Consider the following 21,874-nt stretch of genomic DNA (forward strand, 5'->3'; position numbering starts at 1 on the left):
CCGGCAGACGATACGGCCATACCCGCATGACGATCTCTCTTCTGTCGCTAGGCTGCCGCGTATGCGTGGCCAGGAATCCGGGTCCGAGCACCGACATGAAGCCGAGGGTTCGGCGACACCGGCGACGCCGCCGCCGAGTTTCGGCCAGCCCTCGCCGCACGTGCCGCGGACCGATCTCTCAGGTGATGAGCAGCCCGGCAGTCCTTCTCCGTGGCCGGAGGCGGATCCGGGTGCGGCTCAGCCGTGGACGGTCCCCGGTGACGACGGAGCTCCCTACGACTGGTACGCCCAGCCGGAGGACGGCCCACCACTGTCCACCGCGCCCATCGTGCCGGGAGCACCGCCCTGGCACCCGCCTCCGGCCTTCACCGCCGCCGCCGCGGGCATGCAGGTCTGGCCCTCGTCCGGGCAGGAGGCTCCCTGGCCCGCCGCGACCGGCGAGCCGGTGTGGACCGACCAGGAGGAGACCGTCGCCCGCCCGGGAGAGCCCGGCGACGTCGCCGTCTGGCCGCCGGACGCGGTCTTCCAGGAGGGTGGCGAGAGCGAGAAGACGGTCGACGTCCGCGCCGCCTCACCCCACCAGGACCCGCCGCCCCAGGCTCCCATCCCCTCCCAGACCGGTCCCCGGAACGACCCCCAGGACGTCCTGGGGGACAACGACCGGCCCGTACCGGCGGCTCGGCCCCCCATGCCCGCACCCGTCACGCACCCCGTCGCGCACCCCGTGGCGATCGAGCCGGAGCCGATCTCGCAGGCGCCCCTGCCGGACACCGAGCAGACCGCTCCCGTCCGGACACCTCCCCAGCCGGCCGCCTCCGGCCCGCCCGCGCCGCTCTTCACCCCCGCGGAGCAGGTGACCCCGCCCAGCGGCGTCCCGGCGGTCACCCCGTCGTTCCCGCTCCCCGCCTTCCCTCCCCCGCCGGTGACGTCCTCATCCGCGAGCGAGCCGCCGGCATCCCCGAGCGACCCGGCGGCGACGCGCGGGCCGTTCACCCCGCTCTCCGCGTTCACCCCCGAGCCGCCGCCCGCCCCCCCGCCGCCTACCCGCGGCAGGGCCGGCACGACACTGCTCGCGGCCGTGGTCGCGGTCGTGGTGGTCGGCATCGGCATCGGGGCCTTCTTCGCCTACCAGTCGTTCAACGCCAAGCAGGCGGCGAACGCGGCGGATCCGATCCTCGGTCCGGGAAAGATCGACCCCACCGACAAACTGGACATCACCAGTGAGCCCGAGCCGATCAACACCACGATGCTCAACTCCGAGAAGACCGACCCGGGCAAGATGAGCGTGGCCGACGCCTTCGTCAAGAAGGTGTCCGTGGCGGGGACGACGTTCACCCGGGTCAAGACCAACCTCACCGAGCAGTGCCAGAAGGCCGCGACCGGCAAGTTCGCCGGCACCCTGCGCAGCCAGGAATGCCGCCGGGTGCTGCGGGCCACGTATGTGGACAGCAAGCGCAGGTACGCCGTGACCACCGGGATCGCCGTGCTTCCCACCCGCGAGTCCGCGGTCGCCGCCGACCGGGCCAAGGACCTGGAGCGCAACCTCTGGTTCCGCGGCCTGCCCTCGGCCGCCGGCACCGGAGGTGAGCGGGTGCACATCGCGGGCGGCTACGCGGCCGGGATGGTGTGGGGCCGCTACATCGTGTTCAGCTACGCCACCTACAGCGACGGCCACACACCGACGGCCAAGGAGAAGGCTCTGGGCAAGATCAGCGGTGCCTTCCGCGACCAGACCGCGAAGGTCGTGGAACGCCGCGTCACGAACTGAGCGTCCGCACCCGGCGGGTCTCCGCGGCCCGCCTGGCGAGCTCCTCGACGCCGGGGTAGCGCACCTCCTCAAGGCAGAGCCCGTGCGCGGGCGCGACGTGCACCCCCGAGTCCCGTACGGCCCGCGACAGCACCCCTTCCGGCCACCCGACCGCGAGCCTGCCCTCACCGACGGGCAACAGCGACCCGACGAGCGCCCGGACCATGGAGTGGCAGAAGGCGTCGGCCACGACCGTCGCCACGATGAGCCCGTCCTCGCGGACCCAGTCGAGCCGCTGCAGCCGCCGGATCGTGGTCGCGCCCTCACGCCTCTTGCAGAACGCGGCGAAGTCGTGCTCACCGAGGAGACCCGCGGCGGCCGCGTTGAGCCTGTCCACGTCCAGGGGCCGGTTGTACCAGACGATCTCGCGGCGGCGGAGCGGGTCGACCCCGCCGGGGGCGTCGGAGATCCGGTAGGCGTACCGCCTTGACAGCGCCGAGAACCTCGCGTCAAAGCCTTCAGGAGCCACCGTGACGCGATGTACCCGTACATCCGGGGGGAGAACTCCGGCCAGCCTCCTGCGCGTGGCAGCGAGCCTCTCGTCGAGCTCCTCCACCGATCCGGGCTCCCGCGCGGGCACCACGCGGCGGTTGCGGCTGTCCAGCGCGCCGAGCGCGTCGGCGTCCAGGTCGACATGGGCCACCTGGCCACGGGCGTGCACACCCGCGTCGGTCCGCCCCGCCACGGTCAGCGCCGGAGGCTCGGGGAGCCGGAGGATCCTGCCGAGCGCCTCCTCGATCTCCCCCTGGACCGTGCGCCGTCCCGGCTGCTTGGCCCAGCCGGAGAAATCGGTACCGTCATAGGCGAGATCCAGCCTCAGCCGCACCACGATGTTCCTCTCGAAAGACTCTCGGAGAACGGAAAGAGCCCGGCATCCCGGTGCGGGAGTGCCGGGCCCGTTCACTGGGCCTGAAAGATCAGGCGTTGTCCTTCTTGGCCTCGGTCTCCTCGGCGGGAGCCTCGGTCGCCTCGGCGGTCTCCTCGGCCTTCGGCTCCTCGGCGCTCTCGGCCTCCTCGGCCTTCGGCTCCTCGGCCTTGGGGGCCGGGGCGGCCTTGGCGGCCTGGGTCTGGCCGACGCGGACCGTGTTCAGCGGCTCGGACACCAGCTCGATCACGGCCATGGGGGCGGCGTCGCCCTTACGGAGGCCGACCTTGGTGATCCGGGTGTAGCCACCGGGACGCTCGGCGAAGGTCGAGGCGATCTCGGTGAAGAGGTGGTGGACGACACCCTTGTCCCTGACGACCGTCAGCACCTGGCGACGGTTGTGCATGTCGCCCTTCTTCGCCTTGGTGATCAGCTTCTCCGCCAGCGGCCGCAGACGCTTCGCCTTGGCCTCGGTGGTCTTGATCCGGCCGTGCTGGAACAGCTGGGTGGCGAGGTTCGCCAGGATCAGCCGCTCGTGGGCCGGGCTGCCGCCGAGACGGGCACCCTTGGTGGGCCTAGGCATAACGTTCTCCTTGGGAGTAAACCCGCCCCGGCCGTACAAGGTACCGGGGTCGGGCCGGGGAGTCGCTCACGATCCCCGTTATCGAAAAATCAGTACTGCTCGGTCTCGACGTAGGCGCTGTCGTCGTCGTCGTAGCCGCCGCCGGCCACCGCGCTCGGGTCGAACCCGGGCGGGGAGTCCTTGAGCGCGAGCGTCATCTCGTGCAGCTTCTGCTTGACCTCTTCGATGGACTTCGCACCGAAATTCCTTATGTCGAGGAGGTCCTGCTCGCTGCGCGCCACGAGCTCACCCACGGTGTGGATGCCCTCGCGCTTGAGGCAGTTGTAGGAGCGGACCGTGAGGTTCAGCTCCTCGATCGGCAGCGCCAGGTCGGCGGCCAGGGCCGCGTCCGTCGGCGACGGGCCGATGTCGATGCCCTCGGCCTCGACGTTCAGCTCGCGGGCGAGGCCGAACAGCTCGACGAGGGTCTTGCCCGCGGAGGCCACCGCGTCGCGGGGCTTCATGCACGGCTTGGTCTCGACGTCCAGGATCAGACGGTCGAAGTCGGTGCGCTGCTCGACACGGGTCGCCTCGACCTTGTAGGTGACCTTGAGCACCGGGGAGTAGATGGAGTCGATCGGGATGCGACCGATCTCCTGGCCCGGCTGCTTGTTCTGCGCGGCGGAGACGTAACCGCGACCGCGCTCGACGGTCAGCTCCATCTCCAGCTTCGCCTTGCCGTTCAGGGTGGCGATGCGCAGCTCGGGGTTGTGCACCTCGACACCGGCCGGGGGCGCGATGTCGGCGGCCGTGACGTCACCGGGGCCCTGCTTGCGCAGGTACATCACCACCGGCTCGTCGTGCTCGGAGGAGACGACCAGGTCCTTGAGGTTCAGGATGATGTCGGTGACATCCTCCTTGACGCCCGGCACGGTGGTGAACTCGTGCAGCACGCCTTCGATGCGGATGCTGGTGACCGCCGCGCCCGGGATGGACGACAGCAGCGTGCGCCGCAGCGAGTTGCCGATGGTGTAACCGAAGCCCGGCTCCAGCGGCTCGATGATGAACTTGGACCGGGTCTCCTCGATTGACTCCTCGAGGAGGGAGGGACGCTGAGCGATCAGCATGTGGAATCTCCCTTGCATGGCGGCGCCCGCTATTTGACGCCGCTCGAACAACAGCATAGGTGCCGTGCGGCGAATCGCCGCACGGCACCTGAGGAGCCGCTACTTGGAGTAGAGCTCGACGATCAACTGCTCCTGGACCTGGGTGTCGATCTGCTGACGGACCGGGAGCTGGTGGACCAGGACGCGCAGCGCGTCCGGGACGACACCGAGCCACGCCGGGTACGTCTTGTCACCGGCGGTGGCGCGGGCCACCTCGTAGGGCAGGAGGTTGCGCGACTTCTCGCGGACCTCGACGATGTCGTGCTCGCGCACGCGGTACGACGGGATGTCGACCTTCTTGCCGTTCACCAGGATGTGGCCGTGACGGACCTGCTGGCGGGCGGCGTCGCGCGACTCGGCGAAACCGGCGCGGTAGACCACGTTGTCGAGACGGCTCTCCAGGATCTGGAGGAGGTTCTCGCCGGTCTTGCCGGTCTTGCGGTTGGCTTCCTCGTAGTAGTTGTGGAACTGCTTCTCGAGGACGCCGTAGATGCGGCGGGTCTTCTGCTTCTCGCGGAGCTGGAGCTGGTACTCGGACTCCTTGGGACGGCCGCGGCCGTGCTCACCCGGCGGGTAAGGACGGATCTCGATGGGGCACTTCGCGGACTCGCACTTCTTGCCCTTGAGGAAGAGCTTGGTCTTCTCCCTGCGGCAGAGCTTGCAGTCCGCACCCGTGTAACGAGCCATTTTCTATCTTCTCCTGGGCTCAGACGCGACGGCGCTTGGGCGGACGGCAGCCGTTGTGCGGCACGGGGGTGACGTCCTGGATGGACCCGACCTCAAGACCCGTCGCCTGCAGCGAGCGGATCGCGGTCTCACGACCGGAGCCGGGGCCCTTGACGAAGACGTCGACCTTGCGCATGCCGTGCTCCATGGCGCGGCGGGCGGCGTTCTCCGCGGCCATCTGCGCGGCGAACGGGGTGGACTTGCGAGAGCCCTTGAACCCGACGTGGCCGGCGCTGGCCCAGGAGATCACGTTCCCACTCGGGTCGGTGATCGAAACGATCGTGTTGTTGAACGTGCTCTTGATGTGGGCGTGCCCGTGAGCGACGTTCTTCTTTTCCTTGCGGCGCACCTTCTTCGGTGCACCCTGGCGGCTCTTAGGAGGCATTCTTTGCCTTCACTCCTGAGGTCTTCGGTCCTGCGGCTACGCGGACTACTTCTTACCGGGCTTCTTCTTGCCGGCCACGGTCTTCTTCTTGCCCTTACGGGTGCGTGCGTTGGTCTGCGTGCGCTGACCGTGCACGGGAAGGCCACGGCGGTGCCGGATGCCCTGGTAGCACTGAATCTCGATCTTGCGACGGATGTCGGCCTGAACTTCGCGACGGAGGTCACCCTCGATCTTGTAGTTCGCCTCGATGTAGTCGCGCAGCGGGACGAGTTCCTCGTCCGTGAGCTGGTGAACGCGGAGGTCGCCGTTCACACCGGTGGCCTTGAGGGTTTCGAGCGCGCGCGTGCGGCCGATCCCGAAAATGTAGGTGAGAGCGATCTCCAGCCGCTTGTCGCGGGGGAGGTCGACGCCAACCAGGCGAGCCATGGTCGGGCATTCTCCTTCGTTGTGGCGGAGGTCCTACGCCTCACTTCCCCTCCCCATGCCCGGGGTGAGGGCCCCGGCCTCCGACCGGGGGTCTCCTGCGGGGTACGGCGCGAGCCGCCTGCGCAGGTGTGAAACGCGATTACCTTGGAAGCCCCACATGGGTCGAGCCCGCCTCTTAGGAGCGGACTCTCGTGAGGCCTGTTGGAACGACTAGCCCTGACGCTGCTTGTGGCGCAGGTTGTCGCAGATCACCATGACGCGACCGTGCCGGCGAATCACCTTGCACTTGTCACAGATCTTCTTGACGCTCGGCTTGACCTTCATAGTCCTATTCGTCCCTCAGACGCTTACTTGTATCGGTAGACGATCCGCCCACGACTGAGGTCGTAGGGGCTCAGTTCGACGACAACCCTGTCGTCAGGAAGGATCCGGATGTAGTGCATCCGCATCCGCCCGCTGATGTGGGCCAGGACCTTATGGCCGTTATCGAGTTGCACCCTGAACATCGCGTTCGGGAGCGACTCAACCACAGTGCCCTCGATCTCGATGGCGCCGTCTTTCTTGGCCATGTCCCTCGCGTTTCACTGATCGGTCGTCTGAGGCTTCGGAACACTAAGCAGCCGCGACCCAGCGCTTCGATGAGAGCGGCGGTTGCGAAACCGCCGACGCGCATTGGTCATAGTGAACCGAAGAAGGAGTGTACGGCACCGGGCGAGGAAATGCGAAACACACGGCCGGCACCTTGACACAACCGCTACAAAGGATACCGCAGATCCCTTCAGGGATGGACGGCACGGCTCGACACGCGAATGCCCGTGGCCTCATTGTGGCATGTCCAGCCTGGTCAGACCAGCATTCCTCCGGCCCGGTTAGACCGGATCCCCTCGGGCGACCGCCCCTATCGAGGCCGTCCGGGGAGTCCGCCCGACGTCCTGCGGCGGCTCGCGGCCGGGCGGCCCCGGACGACCCGCCGCTCAGGTGGACTTCTTGTCCCCGCCCAGTCCGGCGAGGACGGTCGTCACCAGCAACACCACACCCCACGGACCCATGACCCAGAGCGGCCACGGATAGGGGAAGTCGAAGCCGCCGGTCACTCCGATGATGAGCCAGATCATCCAGTTGACGCCGCTGGCCGTCGCCCAGGCGGCCCAGGCGGCCGCCAGACCCTTGTTCTGCGCCTTGTCCTGCTTGTCCCCCTTGACGCGCTCAGGGGCCCGGGAGGGGGTCTCTGGAAGCCGGCGCAGGTCGACGTCGGGAAGGTCGGAGGTGAGGACGGCGAGCTCGCCGTACGTCTTGCTGCTGTAGAGCTGTTCGAGGCGTTCATCGAACTCCTCGGTGGTCAGACGGCCCTGCGCGTAGTGCTCCCGCAGGACCGAGGCGACCTTGTCGCGGTCCCCATCGGAAGCTCGCATATCCGGACCAGACGCCATATCAACCACATCCGCTCGCCGGCGAGCCCGATCTAGCCCGCGTCTCCCAACAGGTTGGCAAGCCGCTCTTTACCCCCGTCAAGGGCGGTCAGTACCCAAGGTCCATTATGTGTCACGGCGACGCTGTGCTCGAAGTGTGCCGAGGCCTTACCGTCGATCGTGACCACGGTCCAGTCGTCGGCCAGCACCTTGGTCCGGTCCGTCCCCAGGTTGACCATGGGCTCGACGGCGAAGCACATACCCGGCTCGAAACGCAGACCACGACCCGGTTTGCCGTGGTTGGCCACCCACGGATCCATGTGCATCTCGGTGCCGATGCCGTGCCCGCCGTACTCCTGCGGGATGCCGTAGCGCCCCTGGGAGCGCACGTACTTCTCCACCTCGTGGCCGATGTCGGACAGGTGGCGACCCACGGTGAGCGCGGCGATGCCCCGCCACATGGCCTCCTCGGTGACCCTCATCAGCTCGGTCAGCTTGGGGTCCACCTCACCGACACCGACCGTGATGGCCGAGTCGCCGTGCCAGCCGTCCAGGATGGCGCCGCAGTCGATCGAGATGACGTCGCCCTCCCGCAGCGCCCTGCGGTCACTCGGGATGCCGTGGACCACCTCGTGGTTGACCGACGCGCAGATGGTCGCCGGGAAGCCCTGGTAGCCCTTGAAGGAGGGGATCGCCCCCTCGCCCCTGATGGCCTTCTCCGCGATCGCGTCGAGGTCCAGGGGCGTCATGCCCGGCTGGACGCTCTCCCGCAGCAACTGCAGGGTACGACCGACCACCAGGCCCGCCGCCCGCATCTTCTCCAGCTGTTCGGGCGTCTTCATCTGGATTCCGTGCTTGTTCTTCTTGAACACGTGCGCACCCCCTGGGGTGGTTCAACGGGCGGTCCGGGAGCCCAATTCCCCAGATTCTGCCCTAAATGACAGCACGCCACCCATGGGGAGCCATGGGTGGCGTGCGAGGTGAACATCGCTTCGCTAGCCGACGAAGGGGCTCAGGGCCTCCATAGCGCGCTGAGTGATCTCTTCCACCGGACCGGTGGCATCGACTCCGACAAGGATGCCCTCGTCCGCGTAGAAGGAGACCAGGGGGGCGGTCTGCTCCTGGTAGACCTCCAGGCGGTGCCTGACGGTCTCCTCCTTGTCGTCGTCGCGCTGGTACAGCCGACCGTCACAGGCGTCGCAGATGTCGTCCTTCTTGTCGTCGAAGTCGACATGCCAGATCCGGCCGCACTGGCTACAGGTACGGCGCCCGGCGAGCCTGCGGACGACCTCCTCGTCGTCGACCACGAGCTCCAGAACGATGTCCAGACCGGATCCGAACTCGGCGAGGATCTTCTTCAGGATCTCGGCCTGGGGCACGTTCCTGGGGAAGCCGTCGAGCAGGAAACCGTCCTGCGCGTCCTTCTCAGCGAGGCGGTCACGGACCATCGCGATGGTGACCTCGTCAGGCACGAGGTCACCGCGGTCCATGTATTCCTTGGCAAGCTTGCCGAGCTCCGTGCCACCCGAGACGTTGGCACGGAAGATGTCACCTGTCGAAATCTTCGGGATCGACAGGTGCGACGCAATGAACTGGGCCTGTGTCCCCTTACCCGCTCCGGGGGGCCCGACCAGGACGAGGCGCACTATTTCAGGAAGCCTTCATAGTTGCGCTGCTGCAGCTGGCTTTCGATCTGCTTCACGGTGTCAAGGCCGACACCAACCATGATCAGAATGCTCGTCCCTCCGAACGGGAAGTTCTGACTCGCACCGACGAGCGCCAGCGCGACGATCGGCACCATGGAGATCAGGCCCAGATACAGCGCGCCAGGAGCGGTGAGTCGCGTGAGCACATAGTTCAAGTACTCAGCCGTCGGGCGCCCCGGGCGGATGCCCGGGATGAAACCACCGTACTTCTTCATGTTGTCAGCGACTTCAACGGGGTTGAAGGTAATCGACACGTAGAAGTACGTGAAGAACACAATAAGCAGGAAGAAAGTGATCATGTACGTCGGGGTGGTCCCTCCGCCGCCGAACTCCTGCGAGATCCACTGGATGATCTTGTTCGGCTCTTCCTGGCTGTTCGTGAAGAGCGTCGTGATCAGCTGCGGAAGGTAGAGCAGCGAGGAGGCGAAGATGACCGGGATGATGCCGGCCTGGTTGACCTTCAGCGGGATGTAGGTCGACGTCCCGCCGTACATCCGGCGGCCGACCATGCGCTTGGCGTACTGCACCGGGATCCGGCGCTGGGCCTGCTCGACCATCACGACCAGGGCGATCATCGCGATACCGACGACGATGACCACGGCGAAGACGAAGCCGCCCTTCTGCCTGGCGATGTTCAGCAGCTCGGACGGGAAGACGGCGATGACCTGAGTGAAGATCAGGATGGACATGCCGTTGCCGATGCCCCGGTCGGTGACGAGCTCGCCCAGCCACATGACGACGGCGGTGCCGGCGGTCATGGTCAGCACCATCGTGACGATGGCGAAGACGTTGTCCTTGTCGAGGAGGATCTCTTCACGGCACTGCGGGAACAGCTGGCCGCCGCGGGCCAGGGCCACGAAGGCGGTCGACTGCAGGACGGCAAGCCCGACCGTCAGGTACCGCGTGTACTGCGTGATCTTGGTCTGCCCGGCCTGCCCCTCCTTCTTGAGGGCCTCCAGGCGCGGAATGACCACGACGAGCAGCTGAAGAATGATGCTCGCGGTGATGTACGGCATGATGCCGAGGGCGAACACTGAAAGTTTCAGGAGGGCGCCGCCGCTGAACAGCTGCACCATTCCGTAGATGTTGCCCGCGTCCCCCGCCTGCGCCTGGGTGAGACAACGGCTGATGTTCTCGGTATGCACACCCGGAGTCGGCAGGACCGACCCAAGTCGGAACAGCGCAATGATGCCCAAAGTGAAGAGCAGCTTCTTACGCAGGTCCGGCGTACGGAACGCTCGGGTAAATGCGGTCAGCACGGTCCCTCCTGCGCGCCTGAAAGGCGAGGTCGGTCAGCGATGGTGCGGGGGTGTTCCATCTTTGCCATATCCAGTCAATGAGCCCAAGGAAATGAGTCGAGGCCCACTGTCCAGCGAACTCTAACGCACTACGGGCGCGGGGGCCCATTACGAGCCCCCGCGCCGCGTGATGATGACACCTACAGCTCGGAGACGGAGCCTCCGGCGGCAGCGATCTTCTCCTTGGCACTGGCGGAGAAGGCGTGCGCCTCCACGTTCAACGCCACGGAGATGTCACCGGTTCCCAGAACCTTGACGAGCTGGTTCTTGCGAACCGCGCCCTTGGCGACCAGCGTCTCCACGGTGACGTCGCCACCGTCGGGGAACAGCTCGCCGAGCCTGTCAAGGTTGACGACCTGGTAGGTCGTCTTGAACAGGGCGTTGGAGAAGCCCTTGAACTTGGGCAGGCGCCGCTGCAGCGGAACCTGACCACCCTCGAAGCCGAGCGGGACAGTGTTCCTGGCCCTCGTACCCTTGGTACCGCGACCCGCGGTCTTGCCCTTGGACGCCTCGCCGCGGCCCTTGCGGACCTTCGACTTGTTGGCGCCGGGGGCCGGACGCAGGTGGTGGATGCGGAGCGGAGTGTTCTCTGCCATGTCTAGTCGACCTCTTCCACGGTGACGAGGTGCGTCACCACGGAGACCATGCCGCGGATCTCCGGGCGGTCCTCCTTGACGACGACGTCGCCGATTCGCTTAAGACCGAGCGAGCGCAGCGAGTCACGCTGCTTCTGCTTGCCACCGATCTTCGAGCGGACCTGGGTAATCTTCAGGCGTGCCATGGGCTAGCTCACCGCCTTCGCCGCCGCGGCCTCCGCGAGACCCTCGGCGCGAGCCTTGAGCATCGCCTTGGGGGCGACGTCCTCGATCGGCAGGCCACGGCGGGCCGCGATCTCCTCGGGGCGGCTGAGGCCCTTCAGAGCGGCCACGGTGGCGTGCACGATGTTGATCGGGTTGTCCGAGCCGAGCGACTTGGACAGCACGTCGTGGATGCCCGCGCACTCCAGCACGGCGCGCACCGGGCCACCGGCGATGACGCCGGTACCGGGCGACGCCGGACGCAGGAAGACGACGCCGGCGGCCTCTTCGCCCTGCACGATGTGCGGGATGGTGCCCTGGATACGGGGCACCTTGAAGAAGTGCTTCTTGGCCTCTTCGACACCCTTGGCGATCGCCGCGGGCACTTCCTTGGCCTTGCCGTAGCCGACACCGACCATGCCGTTGCCGTCACCGACGATGACGAGGGCGGTGAAGCTGAAGCGACGACCACCCTTCACGACCTTGGCCACTCGGTTGATCTTCACAACGCGCTCGATGTACGAGACGCCCTTGTCAGCGTTGCCACCGCGGCGGTCGTCACGACGACCGTCACGCCGCTCGCCACCGGCGGCGCCACCGCGACGCGGAGCTCCAGCCATTAGTGGTTCCTCTTCTCATTCGTAAGACGGGCCATCGGTTGCGCACTGGTGAAAGGAGTCATCAGAACTCCAGTCCACCTTCGCGGGCGCTGTCCGCGAGAGCCGCGATGCGGCCCGCGTAGCGGTTGCCACCCCGGTCGAACACGACCGCGGTGATCCCGGCTGCCTTGGCCCGCTGAGCGAGAAGCTCGCCGACCTGCTTGGCCTTGTCGGTCTTGGCGCCCTCGGCCGAGCGCAGGGAGGCGTCCATGGTGGAGGCGCTCACCAGCGTGTGGCCCTGGGCGTCGTCGACGATCTGCACGAAGAGGTGCCTCGTGGAGCGGTTGACGACCAGACGCGGACGCGTGGCCGTACCGACAACCTTCTTGCGGACTCGGCCGTGGCGGCGGGCCCGCGAGACGGCGCGGGCGGCCGTGTGCTTGCCGAACGCAGTCTTGCCAGCCATGCCTACTTACCAGCCTTTCCGACCTTGCGGCGGATAACTTCACCCTGGTAGCGCACACCCTTGCCCTTGTACGGGTCGGGCTTGCGCAGCTTGCGGATGTTCGCGGCGATCTCGCCGACCTTCTGCTTGTCGATGCCGTCCACGTGGAACAGCGTCGGCTTCTCGACGCGGAAGGTGACACCCTCGGGGGCGTTGACGATCACCGGGTGGCTGAAGCCGAGAGCGAACTCAAGCTGAGTCGGGCTCTTGGCCTGCACGCGGTAACCGACGCCCACGATCTCCAGGGACTTCGAGTAGCCCTGGGTCACACCGGTCACCATGTTGGCGACCAGGGTGCGGGACAGGCCGTGCAGCGCACGGACCTTGTTCTCGTCGTTGGGGCGGGTGACGGAGAGGTTTCCGTCCTCACCCTTGGCGATCGCGATGGGTTCCGCGACCGTAAGCGAAAGCGTGCCCTTGGGGCCCTTGACCGTGACGTCCCGGCCGTCGATGGCGACGTCCACTCCGTTCGGTACGGGGATGGGCAGCCGTCCGATTCTTGACATGCTGTTCGTTCTCCCCTCTACCAAACGAAGGCGAGGACTTCCCCGCCCACTCCACGCTTGCCGGCCTGCTTGTCCGTCATGAGACCGCCGGACGTCGAGATGATCGCGACGCCCAGTCCGCCCAGGACTCGGGGCAGGTTGTCCTTCTTTGCATAGACCCGCAGGCCGGGCTTGGAAACCCGTCGCAGGCCCGCGAGCGACCGCTCACGGCTCGGCCCGAACTTCAGCTCCACCACGAGGTTCTTTCCGACCTTGGCGTCTTCGACGCTCCAGGACTGGATGTAACCCTCCTGCTGGAGGATCTCGGCGATGTGCGCCTTGATCTTCGAGTACGGCATCGCCACGCTGTCGTGGTAAGCCGAGTTCGCGTTTCGCAGACGCGTCAGCATGTCTGCGATCGGGTCGGTCATCGTCATGGCCGGTGGCCTTCCTCACCGCGGTTTCCACAAGGGACCTTCGGTGCGGTCATGGGCGCTTGTAGTCAGCGCCCGGTGAATACGAACTTCTATGTGTGGCCGGTGCCCCGCGCGGTCCCGTGATGGTCACGGGACCGCGCGGACGGCTACCAGCTCGACTTGGTGATGCCGGGCAGCTCGCCCCGGTGCGCCATCTCACGGAAGCAGATGCGGCACAGGCCGAACTTCCGGTAGACGGCGCGGGGACGACCACAGCGCGAGCACCGAGTGTACGCCCGGACCTCGAACTTGGCCTTGCGAGCAGCCTTGACCTTGAGCGACGTCTTCGCCATGATCAGGCCTCCTTGAAGGGGAAGCCGAGGTGCTTCAGCAGCGCCCGGCCCTGGTCGTCGGTCTTAGCGGTGGTCACGACCGTGATGTCCATACCACGCTGACGGTCGACCTTGTCCTGGTCGATCTCGTGGAACATGACCTGCTCGGTGAGACCGAAGGTGTAGTTCCCGTTGCCGTCGAACTGCTTGGGCGACAGGCCGCGGAAGTCACGGATACGGGGCAGCGCCAGCGAGAGCAGCCGGTCGAGGAACTCCCACATCCGGTCGCCACGGAGCGTGACGTGCGCGCCGATCGGCATGCCCTCGCGCAGCTTGAACTGGGCGATGGACTTGCGGGCGCGGACGACCGCCGGCTTCTGGCCGGTGATCACGGTGAGGTCGCGGACGGCGCCTTCGATGAGCTTCGAGTCACGCGCGGCCTCGCCGACGCCCATGTTCACCTTGATCTTGGTGATGGTGGGCACCAGCATGATGTTCTCGAACCCGAACTGCTCGTTCAGCTTCGCGATGATCTCTTCGCGGTAGCGCTGCTTGAGGCGCGGGAGGGTCCGCTCTTCAGTGTTCGCGGTCATCAGTTGTCCTCACCCGTCTCCTCGGAAGCAGCCTTGGCCGACTCCTTCTTGGCGGGCTTGTCGTCATCCTTGAGCTTCTTGACGTTGCTCACGTGGATGGGAGCCTCCATGGTCTGCACGCCGCCGGTCTTGGCGCCACGCGGACCCTGGTTGGTCTCCTTGGAGTGCTTCTTGACCATGTTGACGCCCTCGACCACCACGCGCTCGTCGCGCGGGTGGGCGGCGATCACGCGGCCCTTGGCACCCTTGTCCTTGCCGGCGATGACCAGTACGAGGTCACCCTTCTTCACATGCAGCTTCGGCATTACAACACCTCCGGCGCGAGCGAGATGATCCGCATGAACTTCTTGTCACGCAGCTCACGTCCGACGGGACCGAAGATGCGGGTGCCCCTGGGGTCACCGCTGTCCTTGATGATGACGGCGGCGTTCTCGTCGAAGCGGATGTAGGAGCCGTCGGGCCGGCGGCGCTCCTTGACAGTGCGGACGATGACGGCCTTGACCACATCGCCCTTCTTCACGGTGCCGCCGGGAATGGCGTCCTTGACAGTGGCGACGATGATGTCGCCGATTCCCGCGTAGCGCCGGCCCGAGCCACCGAGCACACGGATGCAAAGGACTTCCTTCGCACCGGTGTTGTCGGCGACCTTGAGCCGCGACTCCTGCTGGATCACTTGTACTCCTGTTTGTCTCGCTGGTTCTCACCCGTGGGTGAGCCTTGCGGAACCTGCTGGGTCTTTGTCCCCCGGCGACAGTCCTTGGCGGACCGCCGACGCAGGCGGGGCGAAGATCGCTTCGCCCCCTTGGACGCCGTCATGGGGGGTGACGGTGTCACCCCCCACGAGGCGCGTTGTCTTACTTGGCCTTCTCGAGGATCTCGATGACCCGCCAGCGCTTGCTGGCGGAGAGCGGCCGGGTCTCCATCAGGAGAACGCGGTCGCCGACACCACAGCTGTTGGCCTCGTCGTGCGCCTTGTACTTGGTCGTCCTGCGGATGACCTTGCCGTACAGGGGGTGCTTGACGCGGTCCTCGACAGCGACCACGACAGTCTTGTCCATCTTGTCGCTGACGACCAGACCCTCACGGGTCTTGCGGTAGTTCCGCGTCTCGGTCGTGGTTTCCGTGGCCTCAGCCATCAATCGACTCCTTCTCTACCGTGACGATTCCGAGCTCCCGCTCGCGCATCACCGTGTAGATACGGGCGATCTCGCGGCGAACGGCACGCAGCCGCCCGTGGCTCTCCAACTGGCCGGTCGCAGCCTGGAAGCGGAGGTTGAACAGCTCCTCCTTGGCTTCCTTCAGCTTCGTGACCAGAGTGTCCTGGTCTTCCACCCGCAGCTCACCGGCGGTCAGGCCCTTAGCCATCACGCCTCACCCACTTCACGCTTGACGAACCGGCACTTCATCGGCAGCTTGTGCATCGCACGACGCAGGGCTTCGCGAGCCACCGGCTCGGCGACGCCCGACAGCTCGAACATGATGCGACCGGGCTTGACGTTGGCGATCCACCACTCCGGCGAGCCCTTACCGGAACCCATGCGGGTCTCGGCGGGCTTCTTGGTGAGAGGACGGTCCGGATAGATGTTGATCCAGACCTTTCCACCACGCTTGATGTGACGGGTCATCGCGATACGAGCCGACTCGATCTGGCGGTTGGTCACGTAGGAGTGCTCAATCGCCTGAATGCCGAACTCGCCGAACACGACCCTGGTGCCGCCCTTGGCGGCGCCGTGACGGTCGGGCCGGTGCTGCTTACGGTGCTTGACCCTGCGCGGGATCAGCATGGTCAGCTCCCTTCAGCACCCGGCTGCGCAGCCGGGCCGGTCTCGGGGGCGGCCTGGGAGGCCGCCTCGGTCCTGGGGGCGCGGTCGCCACGGCCGGCGCCGGCACCACGACGGGCGCCACCGGCGCCACGACGGGGACGGTCGCCGCCACCGGCACCGGGGCCGCGACGGTCGTCGCGGTCACGACGCTGGCCCGCACGAGCACCGGCGGCGGCCGCCTCGCGCTCGGCGCGGCTGGTCGGAGCCTCACCCTTGTAGATCCACACCTTCACGCCGATGCGGCCGAAGGTGGTACGGGCCTCGTACAGGCCGTAGTCGATGTCCGCGCGGAGGGTGTGCAGGGGCACGCGGCCCTCGCGGTAGAACTCCGAACGGGACATCTCCGCGCCGCCGAGACGACCGGAGCACTGCACCCGGATGCCCTTGGCGCCGCTCTTCATCGCCGACTGCATCGCCTTGCGCATGGCGCGGCGGAACGAGACACGGCTGGACAGCTGCTCGGCCACCCCCTGGGCGACGAGCTGAGCGTCGATCTCAGGGTTCTTGACCTCAAGGATGTTCAGCTGGACCTGCTTCTTGGTCAGCTTCTCGAGGTCACCGCGGATCCGGTCCGCCTCGGCGCCGCGGCGGCCGATGACGATGCCCGGACGGGCGGTGTGAATGTCGACCTGAACCCGGTCGGTGGTCCGCTCGATCTCCACCTTGGAGATGCCGGCCCGCTCCATGCCCTTCTTGAGCATGCGGCGGATCGCCACATCCTCGGCAACGTACGACTTGTAGAGCTTGTCGGCATACCACCGGCTCTTGAAGTCGGTCGTGATGCCGAGGCGGAACCCGTGCGGGTTAACCTTCTGACCCACTAGCGGGTCCTCCCCTTCGGCTCGCGGGACTCCACGATCACGGTGATGTGGCTGGTCCGCTTGTTGATCCGATAGGCACGACCCTGAGCACGGGGACGAAACCGCTTCAGCGTCGGGCCCTCGTCGACCCAGGCACGGCTCACGAAGAGCGTGTCACGGTCGAGCTTGAAGTTGTGCTCCGCGTTGGCAATGGCGCTCGACAGCACCTTGTACACGGTCTCGCTCGCCGACTGGGGAGCGAACTGCAGCACGGCCTGCGCCTCCGAAGCGGGCAGCCCGCGAATGAGGTCCACCACGCGGCGGGCCTTCATGGGCGTGTGGCGCGCGAACCGCGCCTGAGCCCTGGCTTCCATCGCTTACTCCTCTTACCTTCTGCTTCGTATCGGGCGAGTCCGTCGTGCCGTTTGTTCCCGGCTCGACTTCCTCTCCCTAAGGCGCTTATCGCCGGCTGCGGCGGTCTTCCTTGACGTGGCTGCGGAAGGTCCGCGTCGGCGCGAACTCGCCCAGCTTGTGACCGATCATCGACTCGGTGACGAACACCGGGACGTGCTTGCGGCCGTCGTGAACGGCGATCGTGTGACCGAGCATGTCGGGCACGATCATGGAGCGCCGCGACCACGTCTTGATGACGTTTTTGGTGCCCTTCTCGTTCTGGACATCCACCTTCTTCTGAAGGTGGTCGTCCACGAAGGGACCCTTCTTGAGGCTACGTGGCATTTTGGCTGCTCCTACCGCTTCTTCCGCTTGGTACGACGGCGGATGATCAGCCGGTCGCTGGCCTTGTTCGCCGCACGAGTACGACCCTCGGGCTTGCCCTTGGGGTTGACGGGGTGACGACCGCCGGAGGTCTTACCCTCACCACCACCGTGCGGGTGGTCGACCGGGTTCATCGCGACACCGCGGACGGTGGGGCGCTTGCCCTTCCACCGCATACGTCCGGCCTTACCCCAGTTGATGTTGGCCTGCTCGGCGTTGCCGACCTGGCCGATGGAGGCCCGGCAGCGAACGTCGACCTGGCGCATCTCACCGGAGGGCATACGCAGCGTGGCGTACTGGCCCTCCTTGGCGAGGAGCTGAATCTGCGCGCCGGCGGACCGGCCCAGCTTGGCGCCACCGCCCGGACGGAGCTCCACCGCGTGGATGAAGGTACCGGTCGGGATGTTGCGCAGCGGGAGGCAGTTGCCCGGCTTGATGTCGGCCGTGGGGCCGTCTCGATCTTGTCGCCCTGCTTGAGGCCGGTCGGGCAGAGGATGTAGCGCTTCTCCCCGTCGGCGTAGTGCAGCAGCGCGATACGGGAGGTGCGGTTCGGGTCGTACTCGATGTGAGCGACCTTGGCCGGAATCCCGTCCTTGTCGTGACGCCGGAAATCGATGATCCGGTAGGCGCGCTTGTGGCCACCACCCTGGTGACGGGTGGTGACACGGCCGTGGACGTTACGGCCACCCTTGCTGTGCAGGGGTGCAAGCAGCGACTTCTCGGGCGTGCTGCGCGTGATCTCGGCAAAGTCCGAGACGCTGGCGCCGCGGCGACCCGGGGTCGTCGGCTTGAGTTTACGGATGCCCATCTTTTTCGTTCATCCTTCGTCGGTTAATCCGGTCGAACGCCCCTCACCTGGCGGTGAGGGGCTTCTCCCTGTACTTACTGAGCGAGCGCGTCAGCCGATCTGGCCGAAGATGTCAATCCGGTCGCCTTCGACCAGGCTGACGATCGCTCGCTTGGTAGCCGGACGCTGGCCGTAACCGAACCTGGTCCGCTTACGCTTGCCCTGGCGGTTGATGGTGTTGACGCTGGCCACCTTGACGCCGAAGATCTTCTCAACAGCGATCTTGACCTGCGTCTTGTTGGCCGTCTTCCGCACCAGGAACGTGTACTTGTTGTGCTCGTCGATCAGGCCGTAGCTCTTCTCGGAGACAACCGGCTTGATGATGATGTCGCGCGGGTCGGCGATCTTCTCCATCAGGCGTCTTCCTTCCCGCTCTTGCTCAGACGCGCGACGACCTGGTCGTACGCCGCCTGAGTGAAAACGACGTCGTCGTAGCAGAGCACGTCGTAGGTGTTGAGCTGCCCGGCGTCCAGCAGGTGGACCTCGGGAGCGTTACGCAGGCTCAGCCAGCTGAGCTCGTCACCCTCGTCCACGACGACCAGGACGCTACGGGCCTTGGTGATCCTGCGAAGCGACTCGAGAGCCGCCTTGGTCTTCGGGGTCTCCCCCGCGACCAGACCGCTGACCACGTGAACGCGGCCCCCGGTCGCCCTGTCGGACAGGGCCCCGCGCAGGGCGGCGGCCTTCATCTTCTTGGGAGTCTTCTGCGAGTAGTCCCGCGGAACCGGACCGTGGACGGTGCCACCGCCGGTGAACTGCGGAGCGCGGGTCGAACCCTGGCGGGCGCGGCCGGTGCCCTTCTGGCGGTACGGCTTCTTGCCGCCGCCACTGACCTCACCACGGGTCTTGGCCTTGTGGGTGCCCTGCCGGCGAGCGGCGAGCTGGGCCACGACGACCTGGTGGATCAGCGGGATGTTGACCTTCGTGCCGAAGATGTCCTCCGGCAGGTCGACGGTCCCGGCCTTGTCGCCGCTCACGTCGAGGACGTCAATGGTGCTCACTTGGCAGCCCCCTTCTTGGCGGCGGTGCGGACCAGGACCAGGCTGCCGTTGGCGCCGGGGATCGCACCCTTGATCAGGATGAGGCCCTTCTCGGCGTCCACGGCGTGGACCTTGAGGCTCTGGATGGTCGTGCGGGCGTTGCCCATCCGGCCGGCCATGCGCACGCCCTTGAAGACGCGGCCCGGGGTGGCGCAACCACCGATGGAACCCGGCGAGCGGTGCTTGCGCTGCGTACCGTGCGAAGCGCCCAGGCCCTTGAAGCCGTGCCGCTTCATGACACCCGCGTAGCCCTTGCCCTTGCTCTTGCCCGTCACGTCGACGTACTGGCCGGCCTCGAAGGTGTCGGCCGAGAGCTCCTGGCCCAGGGTGTACTCGCTCACGTCGTCAGTGCGGATCTCCGCGAAGTAACGGCGCGGGGTGATGTCGTGCTTGCGCAGGTAGTCGCCGAGCGGCTTGTTGACCTTCCGCGGGTCGACCTGTCCGAAGCCCAGCTGGATGGCGGTGTAGCCGTCCTTCTCAGCGGTGCGGACGCGGGTCACGACGCACGGACCGGCCTCGACGACGGTCACCGGGACCATCCGGTTGTCCGCGTCGAAGACCTGGGTCATGCCGAGCTTCTTGCCCAGGACGCCCTTGATCTGCTTAGCCATGTCAGTGCGTTCCCTCAGAGCTTGATCGAGATGTCAACGCCGGCGGGAAGGTCGAGTCGCATGAGCGAGTCGACCGTCTTCGGCGTCGGGTCGATGATGTCAATCAGCCGCTTGTGCGTGCGCATCTCAAAGTGCTCGCGACTGTCCTTGTACTTGTGCGGCGAGCGGATGACGCAGTACACGTTCTTCTCGGTCGGCAGCGGCACCGGGCCCGCGACCTTGGCGCCAGTCCTTGTCACCGTCTCGACGATCTTCTTGGCCGAGACGTCGATGACCTCGTGGTCATAGGCCTTGAGCCGAATGCGGATCTTCTGTCCCGCCATAATGGCCTCGGTGTCCTTCACTGTCGTCTGAAAAAGTTACGTGCGGCCTGTTGCCGCTGTGTCATGGCCGGGTCCGTCTCGGACGTCCCCTCCATGTTGCGCGGAGCCCACTTCGCCCTGGGGCGACGTTCTCCGCGCATGCCCCACGTAGCAGACGCTGTGAGTCCGCGCTTTCTTCCGTGATCTGGCAGTTACTTCGGTCATCGTTCGGCCGAACCAACTGCGAGATCACGGTTCGTGGGGTCCTGCCGGGGTCCGCGCCCTGCGGCGCGGGCCCCTCGTGGGGAAGCGGCCGGCCCTTTCGTCGAGGGCCGACCGCCACTCCGCGATCGTACTACTTGATGATCTTGGTCACTCGACCCGCACCGACGGTGCGGCCACCCTCACGGATGGCGAACTTGAGACCGTCCTCCATCGCGATGGGCTGGATGAGCGCGACGCTCATCTCGGTGTTGTCGCCCGGCATGACCATCTCGGTGCCCTCGGGGAGGTTCACCACGCCGGTCACGTCAGTCGTACGGAAGTAGAACTGCGGGCGGTAGTTGTTGAAGAACGGCGTGTGGCGGCCGCCCTCGTCCTTGCTCAGGATGTAGACCTGGGCCTCGAACTCGGTGTGCGGGGTGGTCGTGCCCGGCTTGATGATGCACTGGCCGCGCTCGACGTCCTCGCGCTTGATGCCGCGCAGGAGCAGACCGACGTTGTCACCCGCCTGGCCCTCGTCGAGGAGCTTGCGGAACATCTCGACACCGGTGACCGTGGTGGTGGTCTTGGTCTCCTTGATGCCGATGATGTCGACGGTCTCGCTGACCTTGACGATACCGCGCTCGATACGGCCGGTGACGACCGTGCCGCGACCGGTGATCGAGAAGACGTCCTCGACCGGCATCAGGAACGGCTTGTCGGTCTCACGGACCGGCTCGGGGACGTTCTCGTCCACCGCGGTCATGAGCTCGATGATCGAGTCGCCCCACTTGGCGTCGCCCTCAAGCGCCTTCAGCGCCGAGACGCGGACGACCGGCAGGTCGTCGCCGGGGAACTCCTGAGCCGAGAGGAGCTCGCGGACCTCAAGCTCGACGAGCTCCAGGATCTCCTCGTCGTCCACCATGTCGGACTTGTTGAGGGCCACGACGATGTAGGGGACGCCGACCTGGCGGGCCAGGAGGACGTGCTCCTTCGTCTGCGGCATCGGGCCGTCGGTGGCGGCGACCACGAGGATCGCACCGTCCATCTGAGCCGCACCGGTGATCATGTTCTTCACGTAGTCGGCGTGACCGGGGCAGTCCACGTGGGCGTAGTGGCGCTTCTCCGTCTGGTACTCGACGTGCGCGATGGAGATCGTGATACCACGAGCCTTCTCCTCGGGCGCCTTGTCGATCTTGTCGAACGGGGTCGCCTCGTTGAGGTTCGGGAAACGCTCGTGGAGCACCTTGGTGATCGCCGCGGTCAGAGTGGTCTTGCCGTGGTCGATGTGCCCAATGGTGCCGATGTTTACGTGCGGCTTGGTCCGCTCGAACTTGGCCTTGGCCACTGCTCTCTCCTTAGAGATTCTGACGTGACTTGCGTCTTCATATTCGGG

General features: G+C 66.4%; 34 protein-coding genes and 1 pseudogene. 1 reads left to right on the plus strand and 34 read right to left on the minus strand.

Going from position 1 to position 21,874, the window contains the following annotated elements; all coding sequences use genetic code 11:
* The first annotated feature begins 61 nt into the window (after positions 1-61).
* Positions 62-1,768 carry a hypothetical protein gene (locus ACFQVD_RS25520; protein ID WP_343968298.1) on the plus strand — a complete coding sequence of 569 codons (1,707 nt, stop codon included), beginning with the start codon at positions 62-64 and terminating at the stop codon, positions 1,766-1,768.
* Here ACFQVD_RS25520 and truA read toward each other — a convergent pair.
* From truA to tuf, 34 genes and pseudogenes are all read right to left on the minus strand, one after another.
* The gene (truA, locus tag ACFQVD_RS25525; protein ID WP_343968300.1) at positions 1,758-2,636 is read right to left on the minus strand and encodes a tRNA pseudouridine(38-40) synthase TruA; all 879 of its coding nucleotides are present in this window, start codon (positions 2,634-2,636) and stop codon (positions 1,758-1,760) included. The genes ACFQVD_RS25520 and truA overlap by 11 nt on opposite strands.
* An 88-nt stretch (positions 2,637-2,724) precedes the next feature.
* Positions 2,725-3,255, minus strand: coding sequence for a 50S ribosomal protein L17 (rplQ, locus tag ACFQVD_RS25530; RefSeq protein ID WP_343968302.1), 531 nt, complete (start codon positions 3,253-3,255; stop codon positions 2,725-2,727).
* An 89-nt stretch (positions 3,256-3,344) separates the two neighbouring features.
* On the minus strand, positions 3,345-4,361 hold the full coding sequence (locus tag ACFQVD_RS25535) for a DNA-directed RNA polymerase subunit alpha (protein ID WP_030912872.1): 1,017 nt from the start codon (positions 4,359-4,361) through the stop codon (positions 3,345-3,347).
* A gap of 99 nt (positions 4,362-4,460) precedes the next feature.
* Entirely contained in the window at positions 4,461-5,087 is a 627-nt protein-coding gene (rpsD, locus tag ACFQVD_RS25540) for a 30S ribosomal protein S4 (protein WP_030912875.1), read from the minus strand.
* 19 nt (positions 5,088-5,106) lie between these two features.
* Positions 5,107-5,511: a 30S ribosomal protein S11 gene (gene rpsK, locus ACFQVD_RS25545; RefSeq protein ID WP_012887860.1), complete on the minus strand. Its 405-nt coding sequence runs from the start codon at positions 5,509-5,511 to the stop codon at positions 5,107-5,109.
* A 45-nt stretch (positions 5,512-5,556) separates the two neighbouring features.
* Entirely contained in the window at positions 5,557-5,937 is a 381-nt protein-coding gene (rpsM, locus tag ACFQVD_RS25550; protein ID WP_012887859.1) for a 30S ribosomal protein S13, read from the minus strand.
* Positions 5,938-6,147: 210 nt separating this feature from the next.
* Positions 6,148-6,261 (minus strand): 50S ribosomal protein L36, encoded by a 114-nt coding sequence (gene rpmJ / locus ACFQVD_RS25555; RefSeq protein ID WP_003956441.1) that lies wholly within the window; start codon positions 6,259-6,261, stop codon positions 6,148-6,150.
* A 23-nt stretch (positions 6,262-6,284) separates the two neighbouring features.
* Positions 6,285-6,506, minus strand: a complete 222-nt coding sequence (gene infA, locus ACFQVD_RS25560) for a translation initiation factor IF-1 (RefSeq protein ID WP_012887858.1) — start codon at positions 6,504-6,506, stop codon at positions 6,285-6,287.
* Between the two features lie 405 nt (positions 6,507-6,911).
* Positions 6,912-7,349, minus strand: a complete 438-nt coding sequence (locus tag ACFQVD_RS25565) for a DUF1707 SHOCT-like domain-containing protein (protein WP_343968310.1) — start codon at positions 7,347-7,349, stop codon at positions 6,912-6,914.
* Between the two features lie 50 nt (positions 7,350-7,399).
* A complete protein-coding gene (gene map / locus ACFQVD_RS25570; protein WP_343968312.1) occupies positions 7,400-8,218 on the minus strand; it encodes a type I methionyl aminopeptidase in 819 nt (272 codons plus the stop codon).
* Between the two features lie 123 nt (positions 8,219-8,341).
* Positions 8,342-8,992, minus strand: coding sequence for an adenylate kinase (locus ACFQVD_RS25575; RefSeq protein ID WP_343968314.1), 651 nt, complete (start codon positions 8,990-8,992; stop codon positions 8,342-8,344).
* Positions 8,992-10,311, minus strand: a complete 1,320-nt coding sequence (gene secY / locus ACFQVD_RS25580) for a preprotein translocase subunit SecY (RefSeq protein WP_343968316.1) — start codon at positions 10,309-10,311, stop codon at positions 8,992-8,994. The genes ACFQVD_RS25575 and secY overlap by 1 nt, the downstream gene beginning before the upstream one ends.
* Positions 10,312-10,490: 179 nt before the next feature.
* Positions 10,491-10,946, minus strand: coding sequence for a 50S ribosomal protein L15 (gene rplO / locus ACFQVD_RS25585; RefSeq protein ID WP_343968319.1), 456 nt, complete (start codon positions 10,944-10,946; stop codon positions 10,491-10,493).
* 2 nt (positions 10,947-10,948) lie between these two features.
* Complete coding sequence (gene rpmD, locus ACFQVD_RS25590) at positions 10,949-11,131, minus strand: 50S ribosomal protein L30 (protein WP_030912892.1); 183 nt, start codon at positions 11,129-11,131, stop codon at positions 10,949-10,951.
* Between the two features lie 3 nt (positions 11,132-11,134).
* Complete coding sequence (gene rpsE, locus ACFQVD_RS25595) at positions 11,135-11,767, minus strand: 30S ribosomal protein S5 (protein WP_030912894.1); 633 nt, start codon at positions 11,765-11,767, stop codon at positions 11,135-11,137.
* Between the two features lie 61 nt (positions 11,768-11,828).
* Positions 11,829-12,212 (minus strand): 50S ribosomal protein L18, encoded by a 384-nt coding sequence (gene rplR / locus ACFQVD_RS25600; RefSeq protein WP_030912897.1) that lies wholly within the window; start codon positions 12,210-12,212, stop codon positions 11,829-11,831.
* Between the two features lie 2 nt (positions 12,213-12,214).
* Positions 12,215-12,757 carry a 50S ribosomal protein L6 gene (gene rplF / locus ACFQVD_RS25605; protein WP_343968323.1) on the minus strand — a complete coding sequence of 181 codons (543 nt, stop codon included), beginning with the start codon at positions 12,755-12,757 and terminating at the stop codon, positions 12,215-12,217.
* Between the two features lie 17 nt (positions 12,758-12,774).
* Entirely contained in the window at positions 12,775-13,173 is a 399-nt protein-coding gene (rpsH, locus tag ACFQVD_RS25610) for a 30S ribosomal protein S8 (protein ID WP_343968325.1), read from the minus strand.
* A gap of 146 nt (positions 13,174-13,319) precedes the next feature.
* The gene (locus ACFQVD_RS25615; RefSeq protein ID WP_012887844.1) at positions 13,320-13,505 is read right to left on the minus strand and encodes a type Z 30S ribosomal protein S14; all 186 of its coding nucleotides are present in this window, start codon (positions 13,503-13,505) and stop codon (positions 13,320-13,322) included.
* Positions 13,506-13,507: 2 nt separating this feature from the next.
* Entirely contained in the window at positions 13,508-14,077 is a 570-nt protein-coding gene (gene rplE, locus ACFQVD_RS25620; RefSeq protein WP_030912902.1) for a 50S ribosomal protein L5, read from the minus strand.
* Positions 14,077-14,373, minus strand: coding sequence for a 50S ribosomal protein L24 (gene rplX, locus ACFQVD_RS25625; protein ID WP_063766231.1), 297 nt, complete (start codon positions 14,371-14,373; stop codon positions 14,077-14,079). Before rplX ends, rplE begins: the two co-directional genes overlap by 1 nt.
* A gap of 8 nt (positions 14,374-14,381) precedes the next feature.
* A complete protein-coding gene (gene rplN, locus ACFQVD_RS25630; protein WP_012887841.1) occupies positions 14,382-14,750 on the minus strand; it encodes a 50S ribosomal protein L14 in 369 nt (122 codons plus the stop codon).
* 181 nt (positions 14,751-14,931) lie between these two features.
* Positions 14,932-15,213 (minus strand): 30S ribosomal protein S17, encoded by a 282-nt coding sequence (gene rpsQ, locus ACFQVD_RS25635; protein WP_030912907.1) that lies wholly within the window; start codon positions 15,211-15,213, stop codon positions 14,932-14,934.
* On the minus strand, positions 15,206-15,442 hold the full coding sequence (gene rpmC, locus ACFQVD_RS25640; RefSeq protein WP_030912909.1) for a 50S ribosomal protein L29: 237 nt from the start codon (positions 15,440-15,442) through the stop codon (positions 15,206-15,208). Before rpmC ends, rpsQ begins: the two co-directional genes overlap by 8 nt.
* Positions 15,442-15,861 carry a 50S ribosomal protein L16 gene (gene rplP, locus ACFQVD_RS25645; protein WP_030912912.1) on the minus strand — a complete coding sequence of 140 codons (420 nt, stop codon included), beginning with the start codon at positions 15,859-15,861 and terminating at the stop codon, positions 15,442-15,444. Before rplP ends, rpmC begins: the two co-directional genes overlap by 1 nt.
* 2 nt (positions 15,862-15,863) lie before the next feature.
* Positions 15,864-16,721: a 30S ribosomal protein S3 gene (gene rpsC / locus ACFQVD_RS25650; RefSeq protein WP_326635525.1), complete on the minus strand. Its 858-nt coding sequence runs from the start codon at positions 16,719-16,721 to the stop codon at positions 15,864-15,866.
* The gene (rplV, locus tag ACFQVD_RS25655) at positions 16,721-17,074 is read right to left on the minus strand and encodes a 50S ribosomal protein L22 (RefSeq protein WP_030912916.1); all 354 of its coding nucleotides are present in this window, start codon (positions 17,072-17,074) and stop codon (positions 16,721-16,723) included. The genes rpsC and rplV overlap by 1 nt, the downstream gene beginning before the upstream one ends.
* A gap of 85 nt (positions 17,075-17,159) precedes the next feature.
* Positions 17,160-17,438 carry a 30S ribosomal protein S19 gene (gene rpsS, locus ACFQVD_RS25660; RefSeq protein WP_012887835.1) on the minus strand — a complete coding sequence of 93 codons (279 nt, stop codon included), beginning with the start codon at positions 17,436-17,438 and terminating at the stop codon, positions 17,160-17,162.
* A gap of 11 nt (positions 17,439-17,449) precedes the next feature.
* A pseudogene (rplB, locus tag ACFQVD_RS25665) lies at positions 17,450-18,285 on the minus strand (50S ribosomal protein L2).
* A 90-nt stretch (positions 18,286-18,375) separates the two neighbouring features.
* Positions 18,376-18,678: a 50S ribosomal protein L23 gene (rplW, locus tag ACFQVD_RS25670; RefSeq protein WP_030912923.1), complete on the minus strand. Its 303-nt coding sequence runs from the start codon at positions 18,676-18,678 to the stop codon at positions 18,376-18,378.
* Complete coding sequence (gene rplD / locus ACFQVD_RS25675) at positions 18,678-19,325, minus strand: 50S ribosomal protein L4 (protein ID WP_343968338.1); 648 nt, start codon at positions 19,323-19,325, stop codon at positions 18,678-18,680. Before rplD ends, rplW begins: the two co-directional genes overlap by 1 nt.
* Entirely contained in the window at positions 19,322-19,975 is a 654-nt protein-coding gene (gene rplC, locus ACFQVD_RS25680) for a 50S ribosomal protein L3 (RefSeq protein ID WP_343968340.1), read from the minus strand. Before rplC ends, rplD begins: the two co-directional genes overlap by 4 nt.
* Before the next feature lie 14 nt (positions 19,976-19,989).
* Positions 19,990-20,298, minus strand: a complete 309-nt coding sequence (gene rpsJ, locus ACFQVD_RS25685) for a 30S ribosomal protein S10 (protein WP_030912931.1) — start codon at positions 20,296-20,298, stop codon at positions 19,990-19,992.
* Positions 20,299-20,632: 334 nt separating this feature from the next.
* Positions 20,633-21,826: an elongation factor Tu gene (tuf, locus tag ACFQVD_RS25690; protein WP_343968342.1), complete on the minus strand. Its 1,194-nt coding sequence runs from the start codon at positions 21,824-21,826 to the stop codon at positions 20,633-20,635.
* Positions 21,827-21,874: the final 48 nt, after the last annotated feature.

Source organism: Streptosporangium amethystogenes subsp. fukuiense (genome assembly GCF_042665875.1).
GTDB lineage: Bacteria > Actinomycetota > Actinomycetes > Streptosporangiales > Streptosporangiaceae > Streptosporangium > Streptosporangium fukuiense.